The following is a 23,470-nucleotide window of genomic DNA, read 5'->3' as shown; positions in this document are numbered from 1 at the left end:
CCATGAATTCGAATCTGGATACCGCACCGCTCGCCGACGCCGCCACGCCGCCGGTCCTGACTCCGGGCGGCCGGTCGGCGATGCGCTCGCTGCTGGTGGTGACCGCCATCGTGGTGACGCTGTCGACGGCTGCCGGGATCGGCGGATTGGCCTGGGGCATCAGCTCGGTGCGCGTCGCCGCCGAAACCGAGACGCTGCCGGCCGATTTCAGCTCCCTGACGATCGACACCGGCGACATGCCGACGGCCATCAGGATCACCAGCGACCGCAACGTCAGCGAACCACGCGTCCGGATGCGTCTACTCAACACCGCAAAAGACGACCACCAGGCATTGCAGGTCACGCGAAATGGCGGCGCTGTCAGCCTCACGGTGACCGGTGAACCGTCACCTCTGTTCGACTTCGGCCCACCCGGGGAAATCATGGTGACGTTGCCGCCTGATGTCGCGCACCGGCTGTCGGTCACGACGAAACAGCAGGTCGGCGTGATGCTGAGCCAGACCGACCTGGATCAGCTGATTGTGCACAACACCGACGGCGCCGTCGTGCTCGGTGGCAACGCCCGCCGGATCGAAATCCATACGCAGAGTGGTGACATCCAGACCCGCGCCCCCATCGTGGTCACCGATGCCTTCGTCGCCGAGTCCACCGACGGTCACATCGGCGTGGACTTCCGGGAGGTCGCCCCACGTACCGTGGACATCACCAACCGCGACTCGGACATCGACATCACCGTGCCGTCCGGCGGACCGTATCTGGTCCGGGCGCAGGCCGGCGATCAGGCGAAAGTGCGGGTGCCCCAGACCGAGGACCCGGCCCGCGCCGTCGCGCAGATCACCGCACGGACCGACGACGGCAGCATCAGCATCGCTACGCGCCGGTGAACGGCCCCACCCGCAGCGTCGGGTAAGCCGTACTGGCACAAGCGGTATCAGCGTGGCCGATGATGATCGGATCGGTGTCACCGGGCAGGTTGACCTGTAAACCGCTGACCGGCACCGCATCACAATCGGCCGGGAAGTTACCGGCGTTGACGATGCCCAGGTTTGCCGAGGTCGACTGGCCGGGTTGGATTACCACGACACCGATGACGGATTCCGCATCCTGACTCGCGGCCACGCCGACCGCATGGTTGTCGGAGCCCGAGATGAACGACACCGCCGGATAACCCGACATGCTGCACGGGGCGTCACCGGAGTTCTTCAGGATCACCGGATAGAACGTCGTCCCGGCGGCACCGTCGGGCGGACCGAGGCTCGGTGTCAGCTGCGCACTGGCACACCGCGGTACGGGGACTGGGTCGGCATGCGCGACGGTGATCGGCCAGGCACACGCGACCACCAACGGGATCGCGACAACGGCTCGCATACCTGCTCCTTTCACGACACTCACCCGAGTCCGGCCATGATGTCGGCGACCGACCCCGATCGGAGCTTCTGAAATCCGGTACCCGCCCACACGTTGGTCCCGTGCGGATCACCGGCCGCCACCGCCGCCTTGCGCAGCGGGCTGGTGAGGTAATGCACCTCGGGATAGCCCAGCGGCGCCTGCTCGTCGTGCTCATCGATGAAGCGGTTACGCAGTCCGCGGGCATAGCGTCCCGAGAAGGCCTTGGTGACAACGGTTTCGGTGAACCGCGGATCGACGAGCGCAGCGCGGTGCACAGGGCTCGAACCCGACTCGTCGGCGAGCAGAAACGCCGTGCCGAGTTGTGCGGCCACCGCACCGGCGGCGATCACGGCGGCGACGTCGTCGGCGGTCATCAGGCCACCGGCCGCGACGACTGGCAGTTCGGTGGCGGCGAGCACGTCGGCGAGCAGTTCGGTGAGTGGCTGCGTGGCGGGGGCGGCCAGCGGGTCGTAGGTACCGCGGTGGCCACCGGCGCCGGGGCCTTGCACGGCGAGGGCGTCGACCCCGGACGCCACGGCGAGCTGGGCCTCGGCCACGGTGGTGACCGTCGCGACCGTGGTGATGCCGGCCTGCCGCAGCCGGGCGCATTCGTCGGCGGTGGGTCCGCCGAAGGTGAAGGACACGACCTCTGGCCGCAGGTCGGCGACGACGTCGAGCTTGGCCGCCCAATCGTCGTCGTTGAACGTCGGATCGCCGAGGGTGGCCCGGTAGCGGGCGGCTTCGCCGGCGAGTTCGCCGGCGTACCGCTCGATCTCGCGGGCCGTGACGGTACTGGGCTGCGAGGCAAAGAGATTCACACCGAGCGGGCCGGTGGTCAATGAGCGTGCGGCGGTGATGCGGTCGGCGAGCGCCTGGGCCGTCAGGTAGCCGGCGGCGACGAAACCCAGACCGCCGGCCGCCGAACCCGCCGCCGCCAGCTCGGGCGTCGTCGGCCCACCGGCCATCGGCGCAACAATCACCGGAACTGCCAGCTCACGCAGGTCGAACGCCATATCCCCATCATGACAGGCGAGGCCCCTCACACCGGGAGTGACGCGACGCACATGAACGGGTAGAACGGAGGAATATGGCCATCACTTTCAACCACACCATCGTCCACTCGACCGACCGCCCGGCCGCGGCCATCTTCTTCACCGAGCTCTTCGGTTTACCTCCCGCCGTCGAAGGCGGACCGTTCCTCGCCGTCGAGCTGAACCACGGCGTCAGCCTGGATTTCGCCCAGATGCCGGAGGGCACCGCCGTGCTCCCCCAGCACTACGCGTTCCTGGTCTCCGAGGATGAGTTCACCGCGATCTACGGCCGGATTCGTGAACGCGGACTGCAACATTGGGCCGACCCGCGCGGACAGCATCCCGGTGAGATCAACCGCAACGACGGCGGCCGGGGCGTCTACTTCCAGGATCCCAGCGGGCATTACCTGGAGATCCTCACCCGGCCGTACGGCTCAGGCGGCTGAGCACCCGGTCGGCCAGCACCTCGGCACCCGGTCCGCGCAGCCGGGGCAACACCTTCGGCCGGTTGCCCAGCACCGAGATCAGCTCGGCGGCCGTGCCTTCCACCGTCGGCCCGGTCGTGCCGTGACGCCATCCGGTGTCGATGGCGCGGAGCCGGAGCCCCTGGCTGTTGCGGTACGCCGGGACGAAGGGGTTGGGGAAAGCCACCTGAGTGTCCAGCACCGCATCGAGCAGCTGGGGCGGGATGTCCGGTTCCCGGTCGATGGCCAACAGGATGTCCAGTTCGTGGGTGATGTGGTCGCCCAGCAGTAGCCGAGGTGGAAAGTACCGGCCGACGCCGGACGGTTGGGCGCTCGCGGCACGGAAATCGGCCAGCAGGCTTTCGGCACTGCGGCCTCGTGCGCGTTCGGTGGCAGTGGCGGTGTTGGCGCGGTCGAAGTTCCGGTGCCGGATCATCGCGCCGAGGAACGCACCGACCGGATGACCGCATCCGACCACCAGGTGTCCCAGCACGTCGCGATTGCTCCATTCCGCACACAGGCTCGGCGAGGCCCATTCTTGCGGCGTCAGGGCGGCAATGACGTCGGCGAAGCGTTCGTCGTTGGCGCGCAACACATCACGCGCCGACATCAGAGATGCTCCGCCAGGAAGGCGACCTGGTCGTCGAGCACTTGGCGCACCAGCGGTGGGTGGTAGATGGCGAAGTGGTCGGACGCGTAGTGCCGCGCGATCCCGCGCGGCGCGCGGTCGGCCACCGCCTCGGCGTAGCGCGGTTCCATCAACGTCTCGTCATCGCAGACGCACACCAGCAGTGGCGCCTGGACCGTCGCCGCATGACGCAACGCCGATCTCGTGATCAACAGCGCGGCGTCGAGCGCGGTGATCCGATTGTCGAACGCCGCGCCGGCCGGCACTGTCGACCGCCAGCCGTCCTCGGCTCCGGCGACTGTCACGAGTGCGTCGGTCCCGGGCTGTCCGACGATGGGCACGTAGCGACGTTCCCGCCGCAGGAGCGCACGCACCGCGTCGTCGACGATCGCCGGCGTCAGTCGCAGAGCTCCCCAGATGCCGACGCTGCGGGCCGATGCCGGCCCGTGGGTGATGGGACATTGCACCACCGCGGCGGCGATGTCGTTCCGTCTGCCGGCCACCCGCACCACGTTCATGCCGCCGAGGCTCGTGCCCCACAAGCCGATCCGGCCGGCATCGACCTGCGGGTGCCGCTGCAGGAAATCGATCGCGGCGTCGACGTCCCGGCATTGTTCGGGAATCGAAATACGTTGCCGCGGTTGACCTCCGGAGGCACCGGTGAACCGGTAGTCGAAGGACAGGACGGCAATGCCCGCCGCGGCGAAGTGCTGCTCGTACTGCGGCAGCATCATGTCGCGGGTGGCGCCGAGGCCGTGCACCAGGACGACGGCGGGGTGCGGCCCGGGACTCGACGGCAACGTGAGCCACGCGGCGCAACGGTCACCACCGCTGGCGAAGTCCACGCGCTCGACCGGGATCGCTGATGTCATCACAACTCCTCACATAAGTACGCTGTACGTATCGTCTACACTTCAACACGTACGACGTACTTGTCAAGGGGTTGCTCATGCGCGCACGGTTCACCACGGACGAAATCGCTTCGGCTGCACTGCGAATCGTCGATGAATCCGGCTTGGCGGCGCTGAGCATGCGGTCCCTGGCGGCCGCGCTGGGCACCGGGCCGATGACGATGTACAACTACGTCGCCGACAAAGAGGGACTGGAGGAACTGGTCGTCGCCGCGGTGGCCGCCGGCATCGTGGTGCCCGAGCCCACCGACGACTGGGCCGCTGACGTCCATGCGACAGCGTCGGCCATGTGGCACGGCGTGCGGGCCCACCCGGCCGCCATCCCCCTCGTGCTGACCCGACGCATGGCGTCGGCCACCGGGTTCGCTGTCGCCGATGCGCTCGTCGGCGCACTCGAGCGGGCAGGTCTATCCGACGCCGCCAGGCTGTCAGCGTTTCACGCGGTGCTGGGATTGGTGACCGGCTCGGCTCAGGCCCAGTTGGCCGGGCCGTTCTCGGGTGACGCCGCCGAGACCGCGGCCCGGATCGGATCGGCCGCAGGCGCCCAGTACCCGCACATCGCCGCCCTGTCCGAGGTGGCCGTCACCGTATCGGTCGAGGACGATTTCGACGGCGGGCTGCGGATGCTGATTGCGGGCATCGCGGCGGCGGGCAGTTAGCGCACGCTCGTCCTCCGCGAGCGCGACGAAAGTGCACGCGAAATACGGCGTGTCGGCGTACAAACACGGGCGCTCGCGGCAAGGGAGGTGGGGCTAGGGGCTGGCTAGCTGTGGCCGCGGCGCGCTTCCTGCGTGCGGTAGTCCCCCGCCAGCTCGCTGACGTGGCCGGGCAGATTGCCGCCGGCGACGTCGGCGAGGCTGGTCTGTTCGAGCACCGAGCGCATGCTGGCACGCAGGGCGCGCCACACGTCGGTAAGGGCTGCCGTGGGCCCCGAGTACGGCAGATCCCCCAGCCCCATGTCGCGCACACTTGCCAGCGGACCGTCGATACAGCGCAGGACGTCGGCGATGCTGATGTCGGCGGCCGGCCGGGCCAGTTCGTAGCCGCCGTCGCGGCCGCGATGGCTGCGCACCAGACGGTCGGTGCGCAGGTTGGTCAGGATGTCGACCAGGAACTGCGCGGGGATGCCCTGCGCCTTGGCCAGGTCGTCGGTTTTGACCAGCACACCCTCATCGGCGGCGGCCAGCTCGACCATGGCGCGGACGGCATACTCCGCCTTGGCTGACATCCGCATCAGCCAATCATGCCATTCCGGGCCGGATTAGTCCGGAATAGCTGCGGCGTTGGGAGCCACCACGGCCACCAGATCGGCCAAGCCCGCGAGGCTCGCCGCCTGCAGCGCCGCGGCCGGCACCGGCTGACCGTCAGGGCCGGCCAGCGTGCGCGTCGCGGTCGCGGCGGCCACGACCGTCGGCGCGTATCCGAGGCTGAACGCGCCGCGCGCGGTGGAGTTCACGCACATGTGCGTCATGAACCCGGCAAGCACCAGGTTCGAGGCGCCGAGGGCCTTGAGCCGCTCGTCGAGCTCGGTCTGCACGAACGAGTTCGGGAATTGCTTGATGACCACCGGCTCGTCGCCGCGCGGGGCCACCTGGTCGGCGATGGCACCGATGTCGGCGCGGATGTCGTACAAGGAGCCCGGCCCGTCGTCATGCTGGATGTGGATGACGGGGATGCCCGCGGTGCGGGCACGGTCGAGCAGTGCGGCGGTCTCGTCGAGCGCGGCCTGCACGCCCTCGAGTTCCATCACCCCTTGCGTGTAGGTGTTCTGGCAGTCGATCAGCACCAGGGCCGAGTCCGCGAGGCGAACCGGTTCGACAGGGAGACTGGACAATTCACGCAGGGTGGGGCGAGTCATCCTGTGAGCCTAGTGGCTCAAAGATGTTTCCAGGAGCCGTTTTTCGTCGACAGTCAGTTGTTGCCGTTGAGGCCCGGATGCAGGCCGGGTGCCACGCTCGGCGCGCCCGGGGCGGTGACGCCGGGGCTGAACAGGTTGCCGCCGGTGGGGCTGATGCTCTTCTCGGTCGGCACCACCGAAGCAGACGTCGACGTGGTCGTCGTCGTGGTGGTGGTCGTCGACGGTGACTGCCCGCCGTTGTTGCTACAACCCGCGGTGAGCACGCCCATCGCAAGGAGTGCGGCCCCGCCGGCCGCGGCCATCAAACGACGAGTGGACAAATGTGTGCTCATACGAACCCAAATTAGCCCTGACCGGGCGTTATCGCCACCGCTGGCTCAGCGGGCCCCGCCAGACCGCTGTCCCAGGATCGCCGCGCCCAGCCAGCGCCGGAGAAAGGACCGCAACTCGTCGGGGGTTCTACCGTCCCCGGCCGGCGCGAGAAAGTAGGACAGCATGATGCGCAGCGTGAATTCGACCAGCTCGCGCAGCGCCACGTCGTCGTACCCGTAGCCGGCCCAGTCGACGTCGAATCGGGTGATCATCTGCATGCCAAAGTCCTGTGCCTCGGCGGAAGCCATGTCGCTGCTGTGAGTGCTGACGTAGGGCGCCGACATCAGGATGCCGAGGTGCGGCGTGCGAGTCACTGCGTCGAGTGTGTAGAGGACGCCTTCGGTCATGGCGTCTGCCGGATCGTGTATTCCGCGCACGTGCTCGCTGAGTTGGTCCAGAAATCCGTCGACCGAGGCGATGGCCGCCGCCCGCATCAGGTCGTCGGCCGTCGGGAAGTACCGGTACACCGTCTGCCGGATGACGCCGAGCGATTCGGCGACATCGGCGATGGTGATGGCCGCGCCCGTGGTGGACAGCAGCTCTACTGCCGCGGCGACGATGCGCCGGGTCGCCTCGTCGTCATCGGCGGGCGGCTCCCCACCCCAACCGCGACGTTTGCGTGCCATTCGCCGGACGGTACACGGCCGGCACTGCTCCGGGCATTGACGGATGCACAGCGACACTGTAACCATACACAGGCGACATAGTTTGTATGATTACTGATCGAGGTGCCCCAGTGACCGACCTCCAGGTCCGCAAGATGCGGTTCGCTTTCGCGGACCACCCCGTGCCGTTCCTCTGGAACGAGACCAACCCCGCGTTCTCCGCAATGGCAAATGCCGTGTCCTTCTTGGCAATTGCGTTCGAGAAGATGATCGTCAGCACAATGGCCGAGGCCAAGCCACTGCTGACCGACCCGGTGATCGCCGAAGAGGCCGACGCCTTCGTACGGCAGGAGGGACAGCATTCGATGGCCCACCGGGCGCATGCCCGCGGCCTCATCAAGGCTCATCCGGAGCTCAAAGAGACGCTCGACGAGGTGATCGCCGCGTTCGACGATCTCGTCGCCAACAAGCCCCTCAAGTACCGGCTGGCCTACACCGCCGACTTGGAGGCGACGTTCACACCGGTGTTCAAGCTGATGCTCGACCATGACGACACGTTGTTCGCGCCGGGCGACGATCGCGTCGCGTCACTGTTCTTGTGGCACTTCGTCGAAGAGGTCGAGCACCGGAGCTCGGCGCTGATCATCTACAACGGCCTTGTCGACGATCCCTGGTACCGCATGCGGGTGGCGCCGTCGATCTTCAAACACGTCATGGACTGCATCCGCATGGCGTGCAACGGGTTCAACAAGCATCTGCCGCTGGAGGTCCGCAAGGTCGACGCGCTGTCGGCGTTCGCGCTCGAGCGCCGGAAGAACACCATCTTGAAGAAGCTGGGCCGGATTCCCGACTTCGGACCGTTCACGAGCGCGTTCCACGATCTGCCGGTGCGCGAGCAATTGGTGGCGCTGTCGGGCATCGTCCGCAGCCAGATCCCGGGCCACAATCCGGAACACGAGAAGCTGCCCGAACTCGCGGCCGAATGGTTCGAGCGCTACGACGCCGGCTACGACGTCACCCACTGGTACACCGCCGGAAAGCAGAACGCCCATGTCTGACCTGTGTTCGCCGACGTTCGCGGATCTTGCCGGGCGCCTTGGTTTCTCCTGCCAGACTGCAGGTGGCCTGCTCGAGGTCCGCAATCCCCTGCAGCTGGAGAACTGGACCCTGCCGGTCCTCGAGTTGACGGTGATCACCGGCGCGGTGCTGACGCTCGTCTACGCGATCATCCGCTGGCGTCGCCACGGTGACGCCACCAACATCGCACTGTGGTTCGGCGCCGTGGCCTACCTGCTGATCATCGAGCCGCCGCTGTACTTCCCCGCGGCCTTCGGCATCGCCGACCGGGTCGACACCATGTTCGCGCACAACGTGTTCACGGTCGACTTCCTGTGGGGCCGGCTGCCGCTGTACATCGTGGCGATCTACCCGATGATGACGACCGTCGCATTCGAAATCGTCCGCAGCCTAGGGGTTTTCCGGCGGTACGGCACGCTGGTCGGGGCGGTGTGCGTCGGATTCGTCCACCACGCGTTCTATGAGATCTTCGACCACTTGGGCCCGCAACTGCGGTGGTGGGAATGGTCGGTGCACAACCCGATGAACCAGCCGATGTTCGACTCCGTGCCGCTGCCCAGCGTGGTGGTCTTCGCCGCGCTGTGGCCGATGTCGCTGGCGTTGTGCGTGCAGTTCTTCGTGGGCCGGCACGCCGATCTGGGCCGCCGCTTCAGCGGCTTCGAAATCGTCTGGCGCACCGTGGTTGCCGGGGTGCTGGCGTCGCTGGGTACGGCGATCCTGCCGCTGCCCGCGACCGTGATCGGCGGGGTGACCGGCAGCAGCACCGCGGGCGGCATCGCCTACGCGGCCGAACTGGTGGCGGTGTGCGCGGTGGCGGTCTGGGCGCTGATCTCCCAGTGGCGGCGGTTGCGCGGGACCGTGGCCAGCCCGACCGAGCCGCGCTACACGAGCCCGTCATGGTTGATCGGCTACGCCGTCGCCTACCTGGTCGTGATGGCGGCGCTCTGGTTCGGCGCACTGCCGGCGTACTTCGGGGCGGTCAACGGCGTTACCGCGCATGGGGATCCGATCGGCAGCCTGTGGTACACGGTGATGTGCTTTGTCATCGCGATCCTGTGCATCGTTGCGGTACGTACCGTCGCACCGGCCAAATCGGATGCGCCGCTGGCGGTTACCGCGGCGGCGTAACCACTGCCTCAGGCGAGGCCCTCTTCCTTGAGGCGCTCGACATACGCGTCGAGCCCGGCCAGCACGGCCGGATTGTCGCGGTAGTCGAGACGCGCCTGCGCGACGCGCTCGTTGTTCACGTCAGTGTCCCGCTGGTCTCCGTCGGTCGGGTACCGCTGGTCTGGGTCGAAGGGTTGGGCCCACCGCAGCCCGTGGGCACTCACGAAATCGACGATCCGCGCCAGCTCCCGCAGTTGTACGTCGACTTCGGCCTCGTGGGCTCCGAAGATCTCGTGCGGTATCGGATGATCGCCGAAGATGGTGTGCAGCGTGGCTGGGCCCGAGCTTGCGGTGGTCGCGATGGCATCCCAGATGGGCCGTGCGATGGTGGCGTAGACGAGGGGCGCACCGTCCAGCGCGACCGTCGGCTGTTGGTAGCCGTCCTCCATCCAATAGTTCTCGATGAGACCGATCATCCGGTCGAGTCGGTAGTCATCGTCGGTGTCGAGGCCGTCATCCCCATAGGTCGCCACCAATCGACCGTTGCGTAGGCAGCGCTTGAGATGGTCATAGAGCAATTCGGTGCCCGGGTCTGCGCGTAGCCCATCCAAGTGACCGGCACCGTCGTAGTCGCCCGAAATGCCCAGGCTCACCGGCTCGTAACCGGATGGCGTGCATCGCAGGATGACTGCCATGGTGCCGATGAAGTCGATGCTGACGCCGGTCAGCATGCACTTGCAGTCGGAGAACCCCACATCAGAATCCTGGCACGCGATATGACAGCGTCCCGACGCCAATTCTCGGCTCTACGCACCGCGGGGAGACGCAGCCGGCCAGAGAAATCCGTAGCTTCAATCAGGCGGCATCGGCAGACATCGTGATTGAAGACAGGTACTTCATCAGACCGGCATAGGTCCCTGAGATCAATACCCATCGGCAGATCACCACTTCGATTGCACTCAGGGATTTTCGCCGCTACGGACCGCTGCGTGGGTGGTCGACGCGGCCGTCGAAGATGCGAGAATGGCTGCGGGAACGTGCATTCCCACAGCCATTTCGCCGACCTCGAGAGCTACTGCGTCGCGGTGATCGCCAGTACCCGTTCGGCCAGTTCGGGCCGGCACACCACCAGGTCGGGCAGCTTCGGGTCCTCGCGGTTGTAGACCAACGGCGAGCCGTCGATGCGCGAGGTGTGCAGCCCGGCCGCACGGGCCACTGCGACCGGCGCGGCGGAGTCCCACTCGAACTGACCACCGGCGTGGACGTAGACGTCGGCCCGGCCCTGGATCACGGCCGCGACTTTGGCTCCGGCCGAACCCATTTCGACCAGAACCCCGTCGAGCGCGTCCCGTACGGCGAGCGCGACGGCCGGCGGCCGGGTGCGGGACACCACGATGCGCGGCGGGCCGTCGACCGCGCGGGGCGCGGCCACCTCGGGCGTGTGCAGCGTGGTGTTCTGCGCGGGCAGCGCCACGGCGCCGGCGACCAGCTCGCCGGATTCCCACAGCGCCACGTGCACGGCCCAGTCGTCACGGTCGAGTTCGGAGAACTCGCGGGTGCCGTCGAGCGGGTCGATGATCCACACCCGGTCGGAGGTCAGGCGGGCGTTGTTGGCCCGCTCCTCCTCCGTCGCTTCCTCGGAGAGCACCGCGTCGCCGGGACGCAGCCGCGCGAGCTCCGTCATCAGGAACTCGTGAGAGCGCTTGTCCCCCGCCGCTTTCCGCTCGGTTGCGTCGGCCGTGGCGTACTCGGCCCGCACGTCGAGCAGCAGGTCACCCGCGCGGGTGGCCAGCCGCTCGGCGACCTCATGATCGTTCATCGCGGTGCCACCAGCATGTCGACCACGCGCTGCGCCTGGGCATCCAGGTCGTCCGGCGACAGCTGCAGGTCCGGGTTCTTCGGCCGCTGATACGGGCTGTCGATACCGGTGAAGTGCGTGATCTCACCGGCACGCGCCTTGGCGTACAGACCCTTGGGATCACGGGCCTCGCAGTCGGCCAACGGGGTGTCCATGAACACCTCGAAGAACTCGAATCCCTGGTCGGTGTGGACCTTTCGCGCCAACTCGCGGTGCTCTTCCAGCGGGCTGATCGCCGGCACCAACACGATCTGGCCCGAATCGGCCATCAGGGTGGCGATGTGTGCCAGGCGGCGCAGGTTCTCCGAGCGGTCGGCCATGGAGAAGCCCAGGTCGGAGTTCAGCCCGTGGCGCAGGTTGTCACCGTCGAGAACGTATGCGGGACGGCCCAATTCGATCAGCTTGCGCTCGACCAGCATGGCGACCGACGACTTGCCCGAGCCGGAGAGGCCGGTGAACCACACCGTGCTGCCCTTGGACAGCCGGTCCTCGGTGGTCACAAGGTTCGTGTGCCGCACCGCGTTCGGGCTGGCCGACCGGCTGGCGGCCGGCGTGGTGTCACGCACCATGCCCGCGGCGACGGTGCCGTTGGTATCCGGGTCGATCAGGATGAACGACCCCGTCACCGAGTTGCGCGAGTATTCGTCGAGCAACAGCGGCTGCTGCGTGCGCAGCGTGACGCGGCCGAGTTCGTTGAGCTTCAACGCCGTTGCGCTCTTGTCGCGGTGCAGGGTGTTGACGTCCAGCCGGTAGTCCAGATCAGACACCCGGGCCCGCGTGGTGCGGGTGGTGTGCTTGATGATGTAGTCCCGGCCCGGCTCGAGCGCCGCGTCGTCGGACATCCAGCACACGGTGGCGTCGAATTCCTGCGTGGTGTGCGGCTGGTTGTGTACCCGGGCGATCATGTCGCCACGCGAGATGTCGATGTCGTCGGCCAGGCTGACCGAGACCGCCATCGGCGCGAAGGCCTCCTCTAGCGGACCGGTGGGTCCGTCGATCGCGGTGATGGTGCTGGTCTTTCCCGCTGGGAGAACGATGATTTCATCACCGGGGCGCATGACGCCACTGGCGACGGTGCCCGCGTAGCTGCGGTGGTCGGCGTGCTCGTGAGTCTGCGGCCGGATGACGTACTGCACCGGGAACCGCACGTCCATGAGGTTGCGGTCACCGGCGATGTACACCTCTTCGAGGTGGCTCAGCAGCGACGGACCCTCGTACCACGGCGTCTTGTCCGACTTGGTCACCACGTTGTCGCCGGCCAGCGCCGACAGCGGGATTGTGGTGACGTCCTGAATGTCGAGGCGGGCCACGAACTCGTGGAAGTCGTCGCGGATCTTCTCGAAACGCTCACGGTCCCAATCGATCAGGTCCATCTTGTTGACGGCCAGCACGATGTGCTGGATGCCGAGCAGCGATGCCAGGAAGGCGTGCCGGCGCGACTGCTCCAGCAGCCCGTGGCGGGCGTCGACCAGCACGATGGCCAGCTGCGCCGTCGAGGTGCCGGTGACCATGTTGCGGGTGTACTGGATGTGCCCCGGGGTGTCGGCGATGATGAATTTCCGCTTGGCCGTGGCGAAGTAGCGGTAGGCGACATCGATGGTGATGCCCTGTTCCCGCTCGGCACGCAGGCCGTCGGTGACCAGCGCGAGGTCGGTGTAGCCGTGGCCACGTTCCTTGGAGGTGCGCTCGACGGCGGCCAGCTGGTCCTCCATGACGGCCTTGCTGTCATAGAGCAGCCGGCCGATCAGCGTGGACTTGCCGTCATCGACGGAGCCAGCAGTGGCGATACGAAGCAACGTTGCCATATCAGAAGTAGCCTTCCCGCTTGCGGTCTTCCATGCCGGCCTCAGAAATCCGGTCGTCTGCGCGGGTCGCGCCGCGCTCGGTCAGTCGGGACACCGCGGTCTCGGCGATGACTTCCTCGACGGTCGAAGCCTCCGACTCGACGCAACCGGTGCAGGTGACGTCGCCGACGGTGCGGAAGCGCACGGTCTTGGTGATGACCGGCTCGTCGTCGTTCGGCTTCAGGTACTCGTGCACCGCCAGCAGCATGCCGTCGCGCTCGAACACCTGGCGCTCGTGCGCGTAGTAGATGCTCGGCAGCGCGATCTCCTCGGCGCCGATGTAGGCCCAGATGTCGTACTCGGTCCAGTTCGACAGCGGGAAGACGCGGATGTGCTCACCCTTGCGGTGCCGGCCGTTGTACAGGTTCCACAGCTCGGGGCGCTGGTTCTTGGGGTCCCACTGGCCGAACTCGTCGCGGAAGCTGAAGACGCGCTCTTTGGCGCGGGCCTTCTCCTCGTCGCGGCGGGCGCCACCGAAGGCGGCGTCGAACTTGTTCTCGCGGATGCCGCGCAGCAGCGAGACGGTCTGCAGCGGGTTGCGCGACGGGCCGTTGTCGACGACGCGGCCGGCGTCGATGTCCTCTTGCACGCTGGCCACGACCAGGCGCAGGTTGTGCTTCTCGACGAGGGCGTCGCGGGTGGCGATGACCTCTTCGAAGTTGTGGCCCGTGTCGACGTGCATGACGGGGAACGGCAGCCGGCCCGGCGCGAACGCCTTGATGGCCAGGTGCAGCATCACGATCGAGTCCTTGCCACCGGAGAACAGCAGCACCGGCCGCTCGAACTCCGCGGCGACCTCGCGGATGATGTGGATGGCCTCGGCCTCCAGCGATCGCAGATGGCTCAATTCGTATTTGGCGGCCCGCTGGTCCACCTTGGACGCCTCGGCGGCGTCGGGAGTGACGGTCATCATTTCCCCGTAAAGTTGGTAGAACTGGTCAAGTTAAGAACCATGGTCAGAATTTACGTGTCCGGTGGTGGAGTGTCAACGGTTGTAACCACGCAGATCAGGGAGAACAACGCAGCCGGCGGTTGCTGACTTCCCGATCACCGTCTCGAACCGTTCGGCGGTTGTGGCCCACGCTTCGTACCCGACAGCCATCCTTACCTGCCAGGTAATTGAACCGACTACCCGCGGCACGCAGACTTCGATGCATGAGCCCGAGTACCGGCGCCGAGGTCATGGCGCAGTTCATCCCGCAGTCCCCGCTGGTCGCCAAGCTGGGCATCGTCGCCGAAGCGCTCGACGCCCCAGAGGTCCGGTTGCGGATGCCGTGGGACCCGACCAACACCACGCTCGCCGACATGGTGCACGGCGGCGCCATCGCCGCACTGGCCGACGTCACGGTCATGGCTGCGGCGTGGTCCACCGAGCGCGATCCGGAATCGCTTCGCGGCGTGACGATCTCGATGTCGGTCCAGTACCTGGCGCCCGCCCGGTCGACCGACCTCGTCGGCGTCGGCCGTGTGCTGCACCGCGGAAAGTCCTTGGCGCACTGCGAAGTCGAGATCGAGACCCCGGCCGGCGATCCGGTGGCCAAGGCCGTCGGCACCTACAAGATCGGCTGAGCGCAGACGCCTGATTCACGTTGTGCCTCGGATCGCAGCCGGCATGTGGCTGCAATCCGAGGCACAGACGCGGGCAGCGATCAGTGCGGCGCTTCGAGGTCGTAGACGGTCGCGCCGCCGACATCGAGCTTGGCGAAGTGCGCCGTCACCCAGGCGGTGATCTCCGCGGCACTCCCCCGCTCGCGACCGCCGCCGGGTCCGGGACCGCGCTTGTGATCGCCGGCGATGAAGTAGTGGATCTGGCCGTCCTCGACGTACTGCTTGAACTGCGCGAGGGTCGGCGCGTTGTCGCCGCCGGAGAATCCGCCGATCGCCATCAACGACTTGCCGGTGCTCAATTCGAGATCGCCCGCCTGGAAGGACCCGACCGTGGCTGCCGCCCACCGGTTGTTCGCACCGCGGATCAGGTTCTCGAGTTCGGCGTTGGGCCCCTCGCGACCGGGGCCGCCCGGGCCGCCGGGACCACCGCCCGGCCAGGCGTCGCCGCCGGGCCGCGGCGGACCGGACATCGAGCCGGGGCCGCTGCTGTGACCTTGCGCCACGTTGTACAGCGTGAACGACGCCGACCCGGCCAGGGCCGCGGCGATCGCGATACCGGCGACTACCGCGGTGAACCGTCCGGAGCGCGCCCCCACGGCCACGATGGCCACCGCCGCCAGGACCGCCGCCACCGCGATGCTCCAGCGCAGGGCGGGCATCCAGTCCGGAGTACGTGACAGCAGTGCGAACGCCCAGCCGGCCGTCACGACGAGGAGCAGCGCCAGCAGCAGGCGAGCCGACAATGCCTCCCGGCGCTGCCACAGGTGCGCGACCGTCATACCCGCCAACGCAGCCACCGCGGGAGCGAGCGCGACGTTGTAGTACGGGTGCACCGTGCCGTCCATGAAGCTGAACACCACGCCAGTCACGAGAAGCCAACCGCCCCAGAGCAATACACCGGCGCGGCCGAGATCGGTACGTGATGCCCGACGGCCGGCCCACAGCAACAGCACCAGGCCGAGCAGCGCCACGGGCAGCAACCACGAGATCTCGACACCCATCGACGGGCCGAACAGTCGGGTGATGCCGGCGTGCCCGCCGAAGAACAGGTTGTCCCGCATGCCGCCGCCGGGGCCACCGCTGGGACGGTCACCGCCGGTGATCCGCTCGATGCCGTTGTAGCCCAACGCCAACTGCAGCAGGCTGTTGTCGGTGGACCCGGCGATGTACGGGCGGGCGTCGGCAGGCCACAGGCTGACCAGCGCGATGTACCACCCGGCCGAAATCACCAGGGCCACACCGGACATCAGCAGCGCGCTGATCCGGCGCCCGACACTGAACGGCGCGGCGACCAGGAACACCAATGCCAGTCCTGGTACCGGCAGGAAGGCCTGCAGCATCTTGGTCAGAAAGGCGAAGCCGACGACGACGCCGGTCGCCGTCATCCACCGTGCGGAGACGGCGAAGTCCTTCGACTGGATGGCCCGCACCGTGCAGTAGGCCGCGGTGATCAGCAGCAGCACGAGCAGTGCGTCCGGGTTGTTGAACCGGAACATCAGGGCCGCAACGGGAGTCACCGCCAGCACCAGGCCGGCCAACAGTCCGGCCGCCGCACCGCTGGTGCGACGGACCGTCGCATACAGCATCCCGACCGACGCCACACCCATGAGTGCTTGCGGGAGCAGCATGCTGAACGCGCTGAATCCGAAGAGCCGGCCCGACAGACCCATCAGCCACAGGGCCGCCGGCGGCTTGTCGACCGTGATCGCGTTGCCGGCGTCAAACGAACCGAACAGCCACGCTTCCCAGTTCTGGGTGCCGGCCTGGGCCGCGGCGGCGTAGTACGAGTTGGCCCAGCCCGACGAGCCGAGCGCCCACAGGTACAGCACGGCGGTCGCGGCCAGCAGCGTCAGCAGCGCGGACCGTTCCCATACGGGGCGGGCCCAGATTGCCGGGCGGCGACGGGGTTTGGGTAGCTGAGCGACGGTGGGTGCAGTGGCGATCACGTGCGGGTCTCCTCTGAAGCGATTGGTAGGCAGGTCAATTCGCACGCTGCGGGTGGAACACCCAACCACGCAGCAGCACGAACCGCACCGCGGTCGCGACCAGGTTGGCGGCCACCAGCACGCTCAGCTCGAGGAGGTGGTGGGCGTGCGGCGCGAACGCGTGCAGCCCGGCCAGCGCGCCGCTGGTGATGGTCAGGGCGATACCGAAGACGATCAACCCCTCGAACTGGTGACGGGTCGCGCTCGCCGCTCCCCCGCCGCGGACTCCGAACGTGAAGCGCCGGTTGGCGGCGGTGTTGGCGATCGCGGTGATCAGCAGGGCGATCAGGTTGGCCGTCTGCGCGCCGAGCGCGGCGTGCATCATCATGAACAGCAGCAGGTAGGCCAGCGTCGACGCGACGCCGATGGTCCCGAACCGGACGACCTGGCGCAGCAGCGAACGGGGTGCGGCCGCCCTGGTCGACGAACCCAGCTGCGCGGCAATGGTGTTCACCGGGATGCTGCCGTTTGCGAAGCCGCGCAACAGCCGGCCGACGCCTTTGAGGTCAGCGGCCGCGGTGGCGATGATGTCCACCCGGCTGTCGGGGTCGTCCACCCAGTCGACGGGGACCTCGTGGATACGCAGGCCCGTGCGCTCGGCCAGCACCAGCAGCTCGGTGTCGAAGAACCAGCCGGTGTCCTCGACGAGCGGCAGCAGCGCCTGGGCCACGTCGGCCCGGATGGCCTTGAAGCCGCACTGGGCGTCGGAGAACTTCGCCGACAGCGCCCCGCGCAGGATCAGGTTGTAGCAGCGAGAGATGAACTCCCGCTTCGGCCCCCGCACGACCCGGGAGGACCGGGCCAGCCGGGTGCCGATCGCCAGGTCCGAGTGGCCCGAGATCAGCGGCGCCACCAGCGGGCCGAGGGCGGCCAGGTCGGTGGAGAGGTCGACGTCCATGTAGACCAGCACCGGCGACTGCGAGTGCGACCACACCTCGTGCAGCGCCCGCCCCCGGCCCTTGAGCTCGAGTCGCACGACGCGGACGTTGTCCAACTCGGCGGCCAACTCGGCGGCGACCCGCGGGGTGTCGTCGATGCTGGCGTTGTCGGCGATGGTGATCTGCACCGGGTACGGGACGTGCTCCTCGAGGTGGCGGTGCAACCGGCGGATCGAGCCGGGCAGTGCGACCTGCTCGTTGTACACGGGGACCACGATGTCCAGCACCGGGACGCCGGCGGCGCGTGCGGCGAGGGCGGCATTTGGGCGCGTAGTGAAGCGTTGCTCGGCGTCGCGCTCGACCAGGTTCGTCATGACATTGATCTTCAGCCGGTACCTTTAGGCCGCCCTGGGCTGAAGCTATGGGCGAGCTATGTGTTTGAGGCCGTCGTCGACTCCGCGGCCACGGCGCAAAAGCACGAGTAGACAGCGCCCACACCGCAGGATCAACACGGCGCTCACATTGACTCCGCGGCCACGGCGCAAAAGCGCGAGTAGACAGCGCCCACACCGCAGGATCAACACGCGCCCACGTTGACTCCGCGGCCACGGCGCAAAAGTGCGAGTAGAGAGCGCCCACACCGCAGAGTCAACGCGGCAGGGTCAGTGCGGCTGGGCCAGCGGCTGCGTCAGGTCATAGACGACGGTGTTGTCGACGGTGGTGGCGGTGAAGTGCTGGCCGACCCAGGTGGCGATCTGCTGAGATTCCTGCTTGGCGTCGTCCTGCCCGTGGGGTCCCCAGCCCATCTTGACGCTGCCTTCGACGAAGTAGTGGACCTGACCGGCAGCGACGTACTGCTGGAACTGTGCCAGCGTGGGCGCGGGATCGGTGCCGTTGAAGCCGCCGATCGCCATCACCGGGACGCGGGCGGCCAGCTGGTAGCCGGCAGCGTTGGTGGAGCCGACGACGGCCGCCGCCCAGCGGTACTTCCCGGCGTCGGTGCCGAGCAGCGACGTCAAGGCCACTCCCGGCACCGGCGATTCGAACAGTCCGCCGCCGGGCCGAAAGCCTGGCGGCGGTGCGCCCATCGCATGGCCGGGCCCACCGGCGGGACCGCGGGCCTTGCCGTGTCCGGGCGGCGGCCCCCAGCCGGCGCTGCGGCCGCCGGGCCCGCTCACGGACGGCATCGCTCCGGTATGCGAAACACTCGCGGTGGCAATCGAATACGCGGTCGGGGCGGCCAGGCACACCAGGACCGCCACGGCCACCGCCAGGCGTGCGGAGCCGAATCGAGGCGGCGCGAGCAGCAGCAGGGCGGCGACGACGCCGACGATCAGCACCGACGTCCGCAGCCACGTCACGTCAGCGCGGCCCAGCAGCAGCGCAGCCACCGCCGCCGTCGCGACCACGGTGCCAGCCATGGTCAGTCGGGCCGGCCAGCCGGCGCGGTTGCGCCACAACAGCACCGACCCGATTCCCACGCAGGCTCCGATGGCCGGTGCGAGCGCCACCGTGTAGTACTGATGCACGATCCCGTTGGCGAAGCTGAACACCACGGCGGTGCACACCAGCCACCCACCCCAGAGGATGAGCGCGGCCCGCGTCGGATCGGTGCGCGGCAGCCGGCGCGTGAGCACCAATCCCGCGATCAGGCAGATCAGCGCCGCGGGCAGCAGCCACCCCGCGTAGGTGCCCATGCTCGTGCCCAGCAGCCGATCCCACCCCGCGTCGAAGTTCGGGTTGCCCAGGCCGCCGGGCTCGTTCCCGTTCAGCCGGCCGACGCCGTTGTAGCCCAGGGCCAGTTCGATGATCGAATCATGTTGCGATCCGCCGACATACGGGCGCGACGAGGACGGCCACAATTCGACCAGTGCGAGGTACCAGCCGCCGGAGATGACCATGGCCGCCGTGCCGCCGAGCAACCGCCACAACCGGGTCCGCACCGGCGACGGTCCCGCGACCAGGTATGCGGCCGCAAAGGCCGGCAGCACCAGGAACGCCTGCAGCATCTTGGCCAGGAACGCGAATCCGGCGGCGACGCCCGCGGCGACCAACCACCAACGGCCCGCGTCTTTTTCGCAGGCGCGCTGCACGCAGTAGGCACCGACCACGAGGAGCAGGACCAGCAGCGCGTCAGGATTGTTGAAGCGGAACATCAAGGCGGCCACGGGCGTCAGCGCGAACACCGCGCCGGCCAGCAGCGCGGCGGCAGACCCGGCGGCGCGGCGCACCGCGGCATACAGCCCCGCCACCGCCGCCACACCCATCAGGGCCTGCGGCACCAGGATGCTCCAGGAACTGAGCCCGAACAGCCGGACCGACAGGTCCATCACCCACAGCGCGCCCGGCGTCTTGTCGACGGTGATGGCATTACCGGAGTCGCTGGCGCCGAACAGCATTGCGGTCCAGTCGCTGGCACCGGCCTGCGCCGCCGCTGAATAGAAGCTGTTGGCCCAACCGCTCACCGACAGGTTCCACAGGTACAGCACAGCGGTGCCCGCGAGCAGGAGCCCGAGCTGGAGTCGCTCGCCAAATGGGCGGCGTGGTGCGGAATTCACCAGTCTGATTGTGGGCGCGTCGGTTAGGCGGACGTCGAGGCGACGCTGTGCGGTGGCTGTGAGGCTTGATCGGCCGGGCCCGCGGGCAGGCGCACGGTGAACACCGTCGCTCCGGGGCGGCTGTCGACGCTGATGGTGCCGCCGTGCGCCTTGACCACGGCCGCGACGATGGCCAGCCCCAATCCGGTGCTGCCGGCCTGACGGGACCGCGACGAGTCGCCACGGGCGAACCGCTCGAACACCTCGGGCTGCAACGTCTTTGGAATGCCCGGGCCGTCATCGGCGACGCTGATCACGGTGGCGTCCGCATCGGCGGACAGCGAGATCGTCACCGACGTGCCCGCCGGCGTGTGCGTGCGCGCGTTCGCCAGCAGGTTCACCAGCACCTGGTGCAGCCGCGCCGGATCGCCCGCGATGGTCACGGGTTCCTCGGGCAGATCCAGCGACCAGTCGTGATCGGGGCCGGCGATGTGTGCGTCGCTGACGGCGTCGACGACCAGTTGGGACAGGTCGACGTTCTCCATCTCCAGCGGCCGGCCGGCATCGAGCCGGGCCAGCAGCAGCATGTCCTCGACGAGCCGCGTCATGCGGACCGTCTCGGATTCGACACGGTTCATCGCGTGGGCGACATCGGCGGGCAGCTGCTCGCTCTTGCGTTGCGCCAGTTCGGTATAGCCACGGATCGCCGCCAGCGGCGTGCGCAGTTCGTGACTGGCGTCGGCCACGAACTGACGCACTCGCGTCTCGCTGGCATGGCGGGCTGCGAGCGCGCCGGCGATCCGGTCCAGCATGCGGTTGAGCGCCGAACCCAGCTGCCCGACCTCGGTGTGCGCGGCGACGGGGTCGACGTGCACGATCTCCGTCGGCAACTGGACCTCTCCCCGGTCCAGTTCCCGGTCGGCCACGTCACGCGCGGCGGCGGAAACCCTTGACAGCGGGGCGAGTTGGCGGCGGATGATCCACACCCCGACCACCGTCGCCCCGATCAGCGCGAGAGCGCCCACCGCGCAGAACATGCCGAGCACCCACAGCAGGGTGTTGTCGACGTGCCGCGTGGGCAGGCCTGTGACGATGGTCTGCGGACCGCCGTGCCGGGGATGCAGGCCGATGACCCGGTACGTCCCCACCCCGTCGATGTCCATGGTGCGAATCTTGCGATCCGGTGGCACCTGCGCCAATTGTGCTGTGGCCGTGGTGGTCACCGAGTCACGACTGCCCTCGGAGGTGATGACACCGGCGTCGACCTGGCCGCGGAACACCACCGCTCCGATGGTGCCGACGGCCTGACCGGGCGCGTTGAGGAAGCCGGGGCCGGGGCCGGCCTCGGGGTCGAAGCGCATCCGGAAATGCGGGTCCATGGACGGCCGGGGCACCCCACCGGTCAACGGCGGCGCCATGGGCGGCGGGGGCAGCTCGAAGATGGCGGCCGAGCGCCGGCCCGCCTCGAGTACCTGGTCGTCCAACTGGTGCAGCAGAAAACGCTGCAGCGCGAACTCGGTGGCCGCGCCGACGCCGACGATGACCAGCGCCAGCAGCAGCACCTGGGTGACCAGCAGCCGGACCCGCAGCGACCAGGTCCGCGGCTGCCAGATCCGCGTGCCGGCCTCAGCGGGCAGGTCGGAGGACATATCCGGCGCCACGCAAGGTGTGGATCATGGGCTCGCGACCACTGTCGATCTTCTTGCGCAGATACGACACGTACAGCTCCACGATGTTGGAGCGGCCACCGAAGTCGTAGCTCCACACCCGGTCGAGAATCTGGGCCTTGCTCAGCACCCGCTTGGAGTTGCGCATCATGTAGCGCAGCAGCTCGAACTCGGTAGCGGTCAGCGTGATCTGTTCGCCGGCGCGCGTCACCTCGTGGCTGTCCTCGTCGAGCACCAGGTCGCCGACGACGATCTGCGCGCCGCCGGCTTCGTTGGCCACACCGGTGCGCCGCAGCAGCGCGCGCAGTCGCAGCACCACTTCCTCGATGCTGAACGGTTTGGTGACGTAGTCGTCGCCGCCCGCGGTGAGGCCGGCGATCCGGTCCTCGACCGAGTCCTTGGCGGTCAGCAGCAGCAGGGGCAGGCCCGGGATCTGCTCGCGCAGCTTGCGCAGCACGTCGAGCCCGCTCATGTCGGGCAGCATCACGTCCAGCACGACGACGTCGGGTGGGTTGTCCTTGGCCAGCGCGATCGCACTGGCGCCGTCGCCGGCCGTGGCGATGTCCCAGCCTTCGTAGCGCAACGCCATCGAGACGAGCTCGGCGAGGACGGGTTCGTCGTCGACCACGAGGACGTTGATCGACTTGCCGTCGGCGCGGTGCATGACGACGCGCGGGGCTTCACTGTCACGGGCGGTGCTGCTGGGACCTGTCACAGCTCCATTATTCGCATCGTTGTGGGCCGCGACTGTGGCGAATCTATGTGCGAGCTGTGAAAGCCGGCTAACCCTGCGGGTTGGTGTCCGGCGATTGTCCGGCCCACAGCGGCGCTTTGCCGGTGATGGACGGTGCCGCGAAGGTGACCGGGGCGGTCGTGCTCGTCGGCGTGATCAACGTGCTGTTGGCCGTCGTCGTCTCCGACGGGGCCGCCAGCACGCCCGCACATACCGCTACGGCACCCGCCGCCGCGCTGCCGCCGATGATGCCGATCGCCCATTTCAAGGTGATGCCGGAAGTCTCTGGTCGACTCATGATCTGCCTCCCGTGTGCTCGGGACCGCTTCACCGCGCCGTCGGGGCGCGGCCGGTCATATATTTCGAGTCAAGCGCGCCACTCTCACAGCGCGCTGAACTGGTTCTGCCAGTTCGCCAACGCCGCAATTGCCCACCTGAGAGGCCGCTGGACTGGCTCTGGAAGTTTGGGACCACCGGGCACGCGAGCCAGGAAAACTGTTACCGGCCAACCAGTTGCAGGAGAGTTGGGCCGGGCGTGTGAAGGCGCCCCGCCGCGAAACTCATCAGCCCGGGTCCTGCCCCGGGTACAGCGGAGCGGGTCCGGTAATTGCCGGCGCGGCGCTGATGATCGGCCCGACCGTCGTGGCGCTGACGACTGAACTGACCGAGGTGCCGTTGGCCGATGTCGATTGCAAGGACTGTGCCTGCGCTCCGACAAGCACCACGGTCGTGACACCGACGACCATGCTCCCGGCGATAACGCCGATGGCCCACTTGTTGTTTGCTTCAGAATTCTTGGTTCGACTCATCGCGGGTCTCCCACCTGGATGCGATCCGCCACGTTTCGCAACACCGTTGGGGCACGCAGGCGGTCATCGTTTTCAAGTCGCCCGGACCGTCAGGTATTCCGCCGAGTCA

The 23,470-nt window shown here is 68.1% G+C and carries 25 protein-coding genes; 6 read left to right on the top strand and 19 right to left on the bottom strand.

Features of this window, described 5'->3' with window-relative positions; genetic code table 11:
* Positions 1-2 precede the first annotated feature (2 nt).
* Positions 3-884 (top strand): DUF4097 family beta strand repeat-containing protein, encoded by an 882-nt coding sequence (locus ACJEIK_RS06710; RefSeq protein WP_064860614.1) that lies wholly within the window; start codon positions 3-5, stop codon positions 882-884.
* On the opposite strand, the gene ACJEIK_RS06705 is transcribed toward ACJEIK_RS06710, so the two are convergent.
* Both ACJEIK_RS06705 and ACJEIK_RS06700 read right to left on the bottom strand, forming a co-directional pair.
* Positions 871-1,368, bottom strand: a complete 498-nt coding sequence (locus ACJEIK_RS06705; RefSeq protein WP_061007303.1) for a DUF4232 domain-containing protein — start codon at positions 1,366-1,368, stop codon at positions 871-873. The two genes, ACJEIK_RS06710 and ACJEIK_RS06705, sit on opposite strands and share 14 nt — an antisense overlap.
* A gap of 20 nt (positions 1,369-1,388) precedes the next feature.
* Entirely contained in the window at positions 1,389-2,402 is a 1,014-nt protein-coding gene (locus ACJEIK_RS06700; protein ID WP_064860613.1) for a nitronate monooxygenase, read from the bottom strand.
* Between the two features lie 74 nt (positions 2,403-2,476).
* Here ACJEIK_RS06700 and ACJEIK_RS06695 point away from each other — a divergent pair, with 74 nt between their 5' ends.
* Positions 2,477-2,866 carry a VOC family protein gene (locus ACJEIK_RS06695; protein WP_064860612.1) on the top strand — a complete coding sequence of 130 codons (390 nt, stop codon included), beginning with the start codon at positions 2,477-2,479 and terminating at the stop codon, positions 2,864-2,866.
* Here the strand turns inward: ACJEIK_RS06695 and ACJEIK_RS06690 are convergent.
* Both ACJEIK_RS06690 and ACJEIK_RS06685 read right to left on the bottom strand, forming a co-directional pair.
* Positions 2,838-3,494, bottom strand: a complete 657-nt coding sequence (locus tag ACJEIK_RS06690) for a maleylpyruvate isomerase family mycothiol-dependent enzyme (RefSeq protein ID WP_064860611.1) — start codon at positions 3,492-3,494, stop codon at positions 2,838-2,840. The two genes, ACJEIK_RS06695 and ACJEIK_RS06690, sit on opposite strands and share 29 nt — an antisense overlap.
* Positions 3,494-4,384, bottom strand: a complete 891-nt coding sequence (locus ACJEIK_RS06685) for an alpha/beta fold hydrolase (protein ID WP_064860610.1) — start codon at positions 4,382-4,384, stop codon at positions 3,494-3,496. Before ACJEIK_RS06685 ends, ACJEIK_RS06690 begins: the two co-directional genes overlap by 1 nt.
* Positions 4,385-4,461: 77 nt before the next feature.
* Between ACJEIK_RS06685 and ACJEIK_RS06680 the strand changes: the two genes are divergently transcribed.
* Positions 4,462-5,082: a TetR/AcrR family transcriptional regulator gene (locus ACJEIK_RS06680; protein ID WP_064860609.1), complete on the top strand. Its 621-nt coding sequence runs from the start codon at positions 4,462-4,464 to the stop codon at positions 5,080-5,082.
* A 104-nt stretch (positions 5,083-5,186) separates the two neighbouring features.
* On the opposite strand, the gene ACJEIK_RS06675 is transcribed toward ACJEIK_RS06680, so the two are convergent.
* The 4 genes from ACJEIK_RS06675 to ACJEIK_RS06660 are packed head-to-tail and all read right to left on the bottom strand — an operon-like array spanning position 5,187 to position 7,279.
* Positions 5,187-5,657 (bottom strand): Rrf2 family transcriptional regulator, encoded by a 471-nt coding sequence (locus tag ACJEIK_RS06675; RefSeq protein ID WP_061002640.1) that lies wholly within the window; start codon positions 5,655-5,657, stop codon positions 5,187-5,189.
* Between the two features lie 27 nt (positions 5,658-5,684).
* Entirely contained in the window at positions 5,685-6,281 is a 597-nt protein-coding gene (locus ACJEIK_RS06670) for a cysteine hydrolase family protein (protein ID WP_064860608.1), read from the bottom strand.
* 53 nt (positions 6,282-6,334) lie between these two features.
* A complete protein-coding gene (locus ACJEIK_RS06665) occupies positions 6,335-6,613 on the bottom strand; it encodes a hypothetical protein (RefSeq protein WP_061002634.1) in 279 nt (92 codons plus the stop codon).
* Between the two features lie 45 nt (positions 6,614-6,658).
* Positions 6,659-7,279 carry a TetR/AcrR family transcriptional regulator gene (locus ACJEIK_RS06660; protein WP_135357973.1) on the bottom strand — a complete coding sequence of 207 codons (621 nt, stop codon included), beginning with the start codon at positions 7,277-7,279 and terminating at the stop codon, positions 6,659-6,661.
* A gap of 110 nt (positions 7,280-7,389) precedes the next feature.
* On the opposite strand from ACJEIK_RS06660, the gene ACJEIK_RS06655 reads away from it, so the two are divergent.
* Both ACJEIK_RS06655 and ACJEIK_RS06650 read left to right on the top strand, forming a co-directional pair.
* The gene (locus ACJEIK_RS06655; RefSeq protein WP_061002629.1) at positions 7,390-8,316 is read left to right on the top strand and encodes a metal-dependent hydrolase; all 927 of its coding nucleotides are present in this window, start codon (positions 7,390-7,392) and stop codon (positions 8,314-8,316) included.
* The gene (locus ACJEIK_RS06650) at positions 8,309-9,463 is read left to right on the top strand and encodes a hypothetical protein (RefSeq protein ID WP_135357972.1); all 1,155 of its coding nucleotides are present in this window, start codon (positions 8,309-8,311) and stop codon (positions 9,461-9,463) included. The genes ACJEIK_RS06655 and ACJEIK_RS06650 overlap by 8 nt, the downstream gene beginning before the upstream one ends.
* Before the next feature lie 8 nt (positions 9,464-9,471).
* On the opposite strand, the gene ACJEIK_RS06645 is transcribed toward ACJEIK_RS06650, so the two are convergent.
* The 4 genes from ACJEIK_RS06645 to cysD all read right to left on the bottom strand — a co-directional run bounded on the left by ACJEIK_RS06645 (position 9,472) and on the right by cysD (position 14,057).
* Positions 9,472-10,197: a hypothetical protein gene (locus ACJEIK_RS06645; RefSeq protein WP_135357971.1), complete on the bottom strand. Its 726-nt coding sequence runs from the start codon at positions 10,195-10,197 to the stop codon at positions 9,472-9,474.
* Positions 10,198-10,514: 317 nt separating this feature from the next.
* Positions 10,515-11,261 carry a 3'(2'),5'-bisphosphate nucleotidase CysQ gene (locus tag ACJEIK_RS06640; protein WP_133425649.1) on the bottom strand — a complete coding sequence of 249 codons (747 nt, stop codon included), beginning with the start codon at positions 11,259-11,261 and terminating at the stop codon, positions 10,515-10,517.
* On the bottom strand, positions 11,258-13,105 hold the full coding sequence (cysN, locus tag ACJEIK_RS06635) for a sulfate adenylyltransferase subunit CysN (RefSeq protein ID WP_064858925.1): 1,848 nt from the start codon (positions 13,103-13,105) through the stop codon (positions 11,258-11,260). The genes ACJEIK_RS06640 and cysN overlap by 4 nt, the downstream gene beginning before the upstream one ends.
* A 1-nt stretch (position 13,106) precedes the next feature.
* Complete coding sequence (gene cysD, locus ACJEIK_RS06630; RefSeq protein WP_207546812.1) at positions 13,107-14,057, bottom strand: sulfate adenylyltransferase subunit CysD; 951 nt, start codon at positions 14,055-14,057, stop codon at positions 13,107-13,109.
* Positions 14,058-14,299: 242 nt separating this feature from the next.
* Between cysD and ACJEIK_RS06625 the strand changes: the two genes are divergently transcribed.
* On the top strand, positions 14,300-14,713 hold the full coding sequence (locus ACJEIK_RS06625) for a PaaI family thioesterase (RefSeq protein ID WP_409431230.1): 414 nt from the start codon (positions 14,300-14,302) through the stop codon (positions 14,711-14,713).
* Between the two features lie 80 nt (positions 14,714-14,793).
* Here ACJEIK_RS06625 and ACJEIK_RS06620 read toward each other — a convergent pair whose 3' ends face one another.
* The 7 genes from ACJEIK_RS06620 to ACJEIK_RS06590 all read right to left on the bottom strand — a co-directional run bounded on the left by ACJEIK_RS06620 (position 14,794) and on the right by ACJEIK_RS06590 (position 23,361).
* Complete coding sequence (locus ACJEIK_RS06620) at positions 14,794-16,698, bottom strand: ArnT family glycosyltransferase (protein ID WP_409431229.1); 1,905 nt, start codon at positions 16,696-16,698, stop codon at positions 14,794-14,796.
* 34 nt (positions 16,699-16,732) lie between these two features.
* Positions 16,733-17,989 (bottom strand): glycosyltransferase, encoded by a 1,257-nt coding sequence (locus tag ACJEIK_RS06615; protein WP_409431228.1) that lies wholly within the window; start codon positions 17,987-17,989, stop codon positions 16,733-16,735.
* 288 nt (positions 17,990-18,277) lie between these two features.
* Positions 18,278-20,173 (bottom strand): ArnT family glycosyltransferase, encoded by a 1,896-nt coding sequence (locus ACJEIK_RS06610; protein WP_409431227.1) that lies wholly within the window; start codon positions 20,171-20,173, stop codon positions 18,278-18,280.
* 23 nt (positions 20,174-20,196) lie between these two features.
* Positions 20,197-21,801 (bottom strand): sensor histidine kinase, encoded by a 1,605-nt coding sequence (locus ACJEIK_RS06605; RefSeq protein WP_061002644.1) that lies wholly within the window; start codon positions 21,799-21,801, stop codon positions 20,197-20,199.
* Positions 21,779-22,483 carry a response regulator transcription factor gene (locus tag ACJEIK_RS06600; RefSeq protein WP_409431660.1) on the bottom strand — a complete coding sequence of 235 codons (705 nt, stop codon included), beginning with the start codon at positions 22,481-22,483 and terminating at the stop codon, positions 21,779-21,781. Before ACJEIK_RS06600 ends, ACJEIK_RS06605 begins: the two co-directional genes overlap by 23 nt.
* 118 nt (positions 22,484-22,601) lie before the next feature.
* The gene (locus ACJEIK_RS06595) at positions 22,602-22,850 is read right to left on the bottom strand and encodes a hypothetical protein (protein ID WP_135357967.1); all 249 of its coding nucleotides are present in this window, start codon (positions 22,848-22,850) and stop codon (positions 22,602-22,604) included.
* Between the two features lie 265 nt (positions 22,851-23,115).
* Complete coding sequence (locus ACJEIK_RS06590; protein ID WP_135357966.1) at positions 23,116-23,361, bottom strand: hypothetical protein; 246 nt, start codon at positions 23,359-23,361, stop codon at positions 23,116-23,118.
* Positions 23,362-23,470: the final 109 nt, after the last annotated feature.

The sequence above is a fragment of the Mycobacterium sp. SMC-16 genome (genome assembly GCF_046250085.1).
Taxonomy (GTDB): domain Bacteria; phylum Actinomycetota; class Actinomycetes; order Mycobacteriales; family Mycobacteriaceae; genus Mycobacterium; species Mycobacterium phocaicum.
This window is presented reverse-complemented; position numbering and strand designations above follow the sequence as displayed.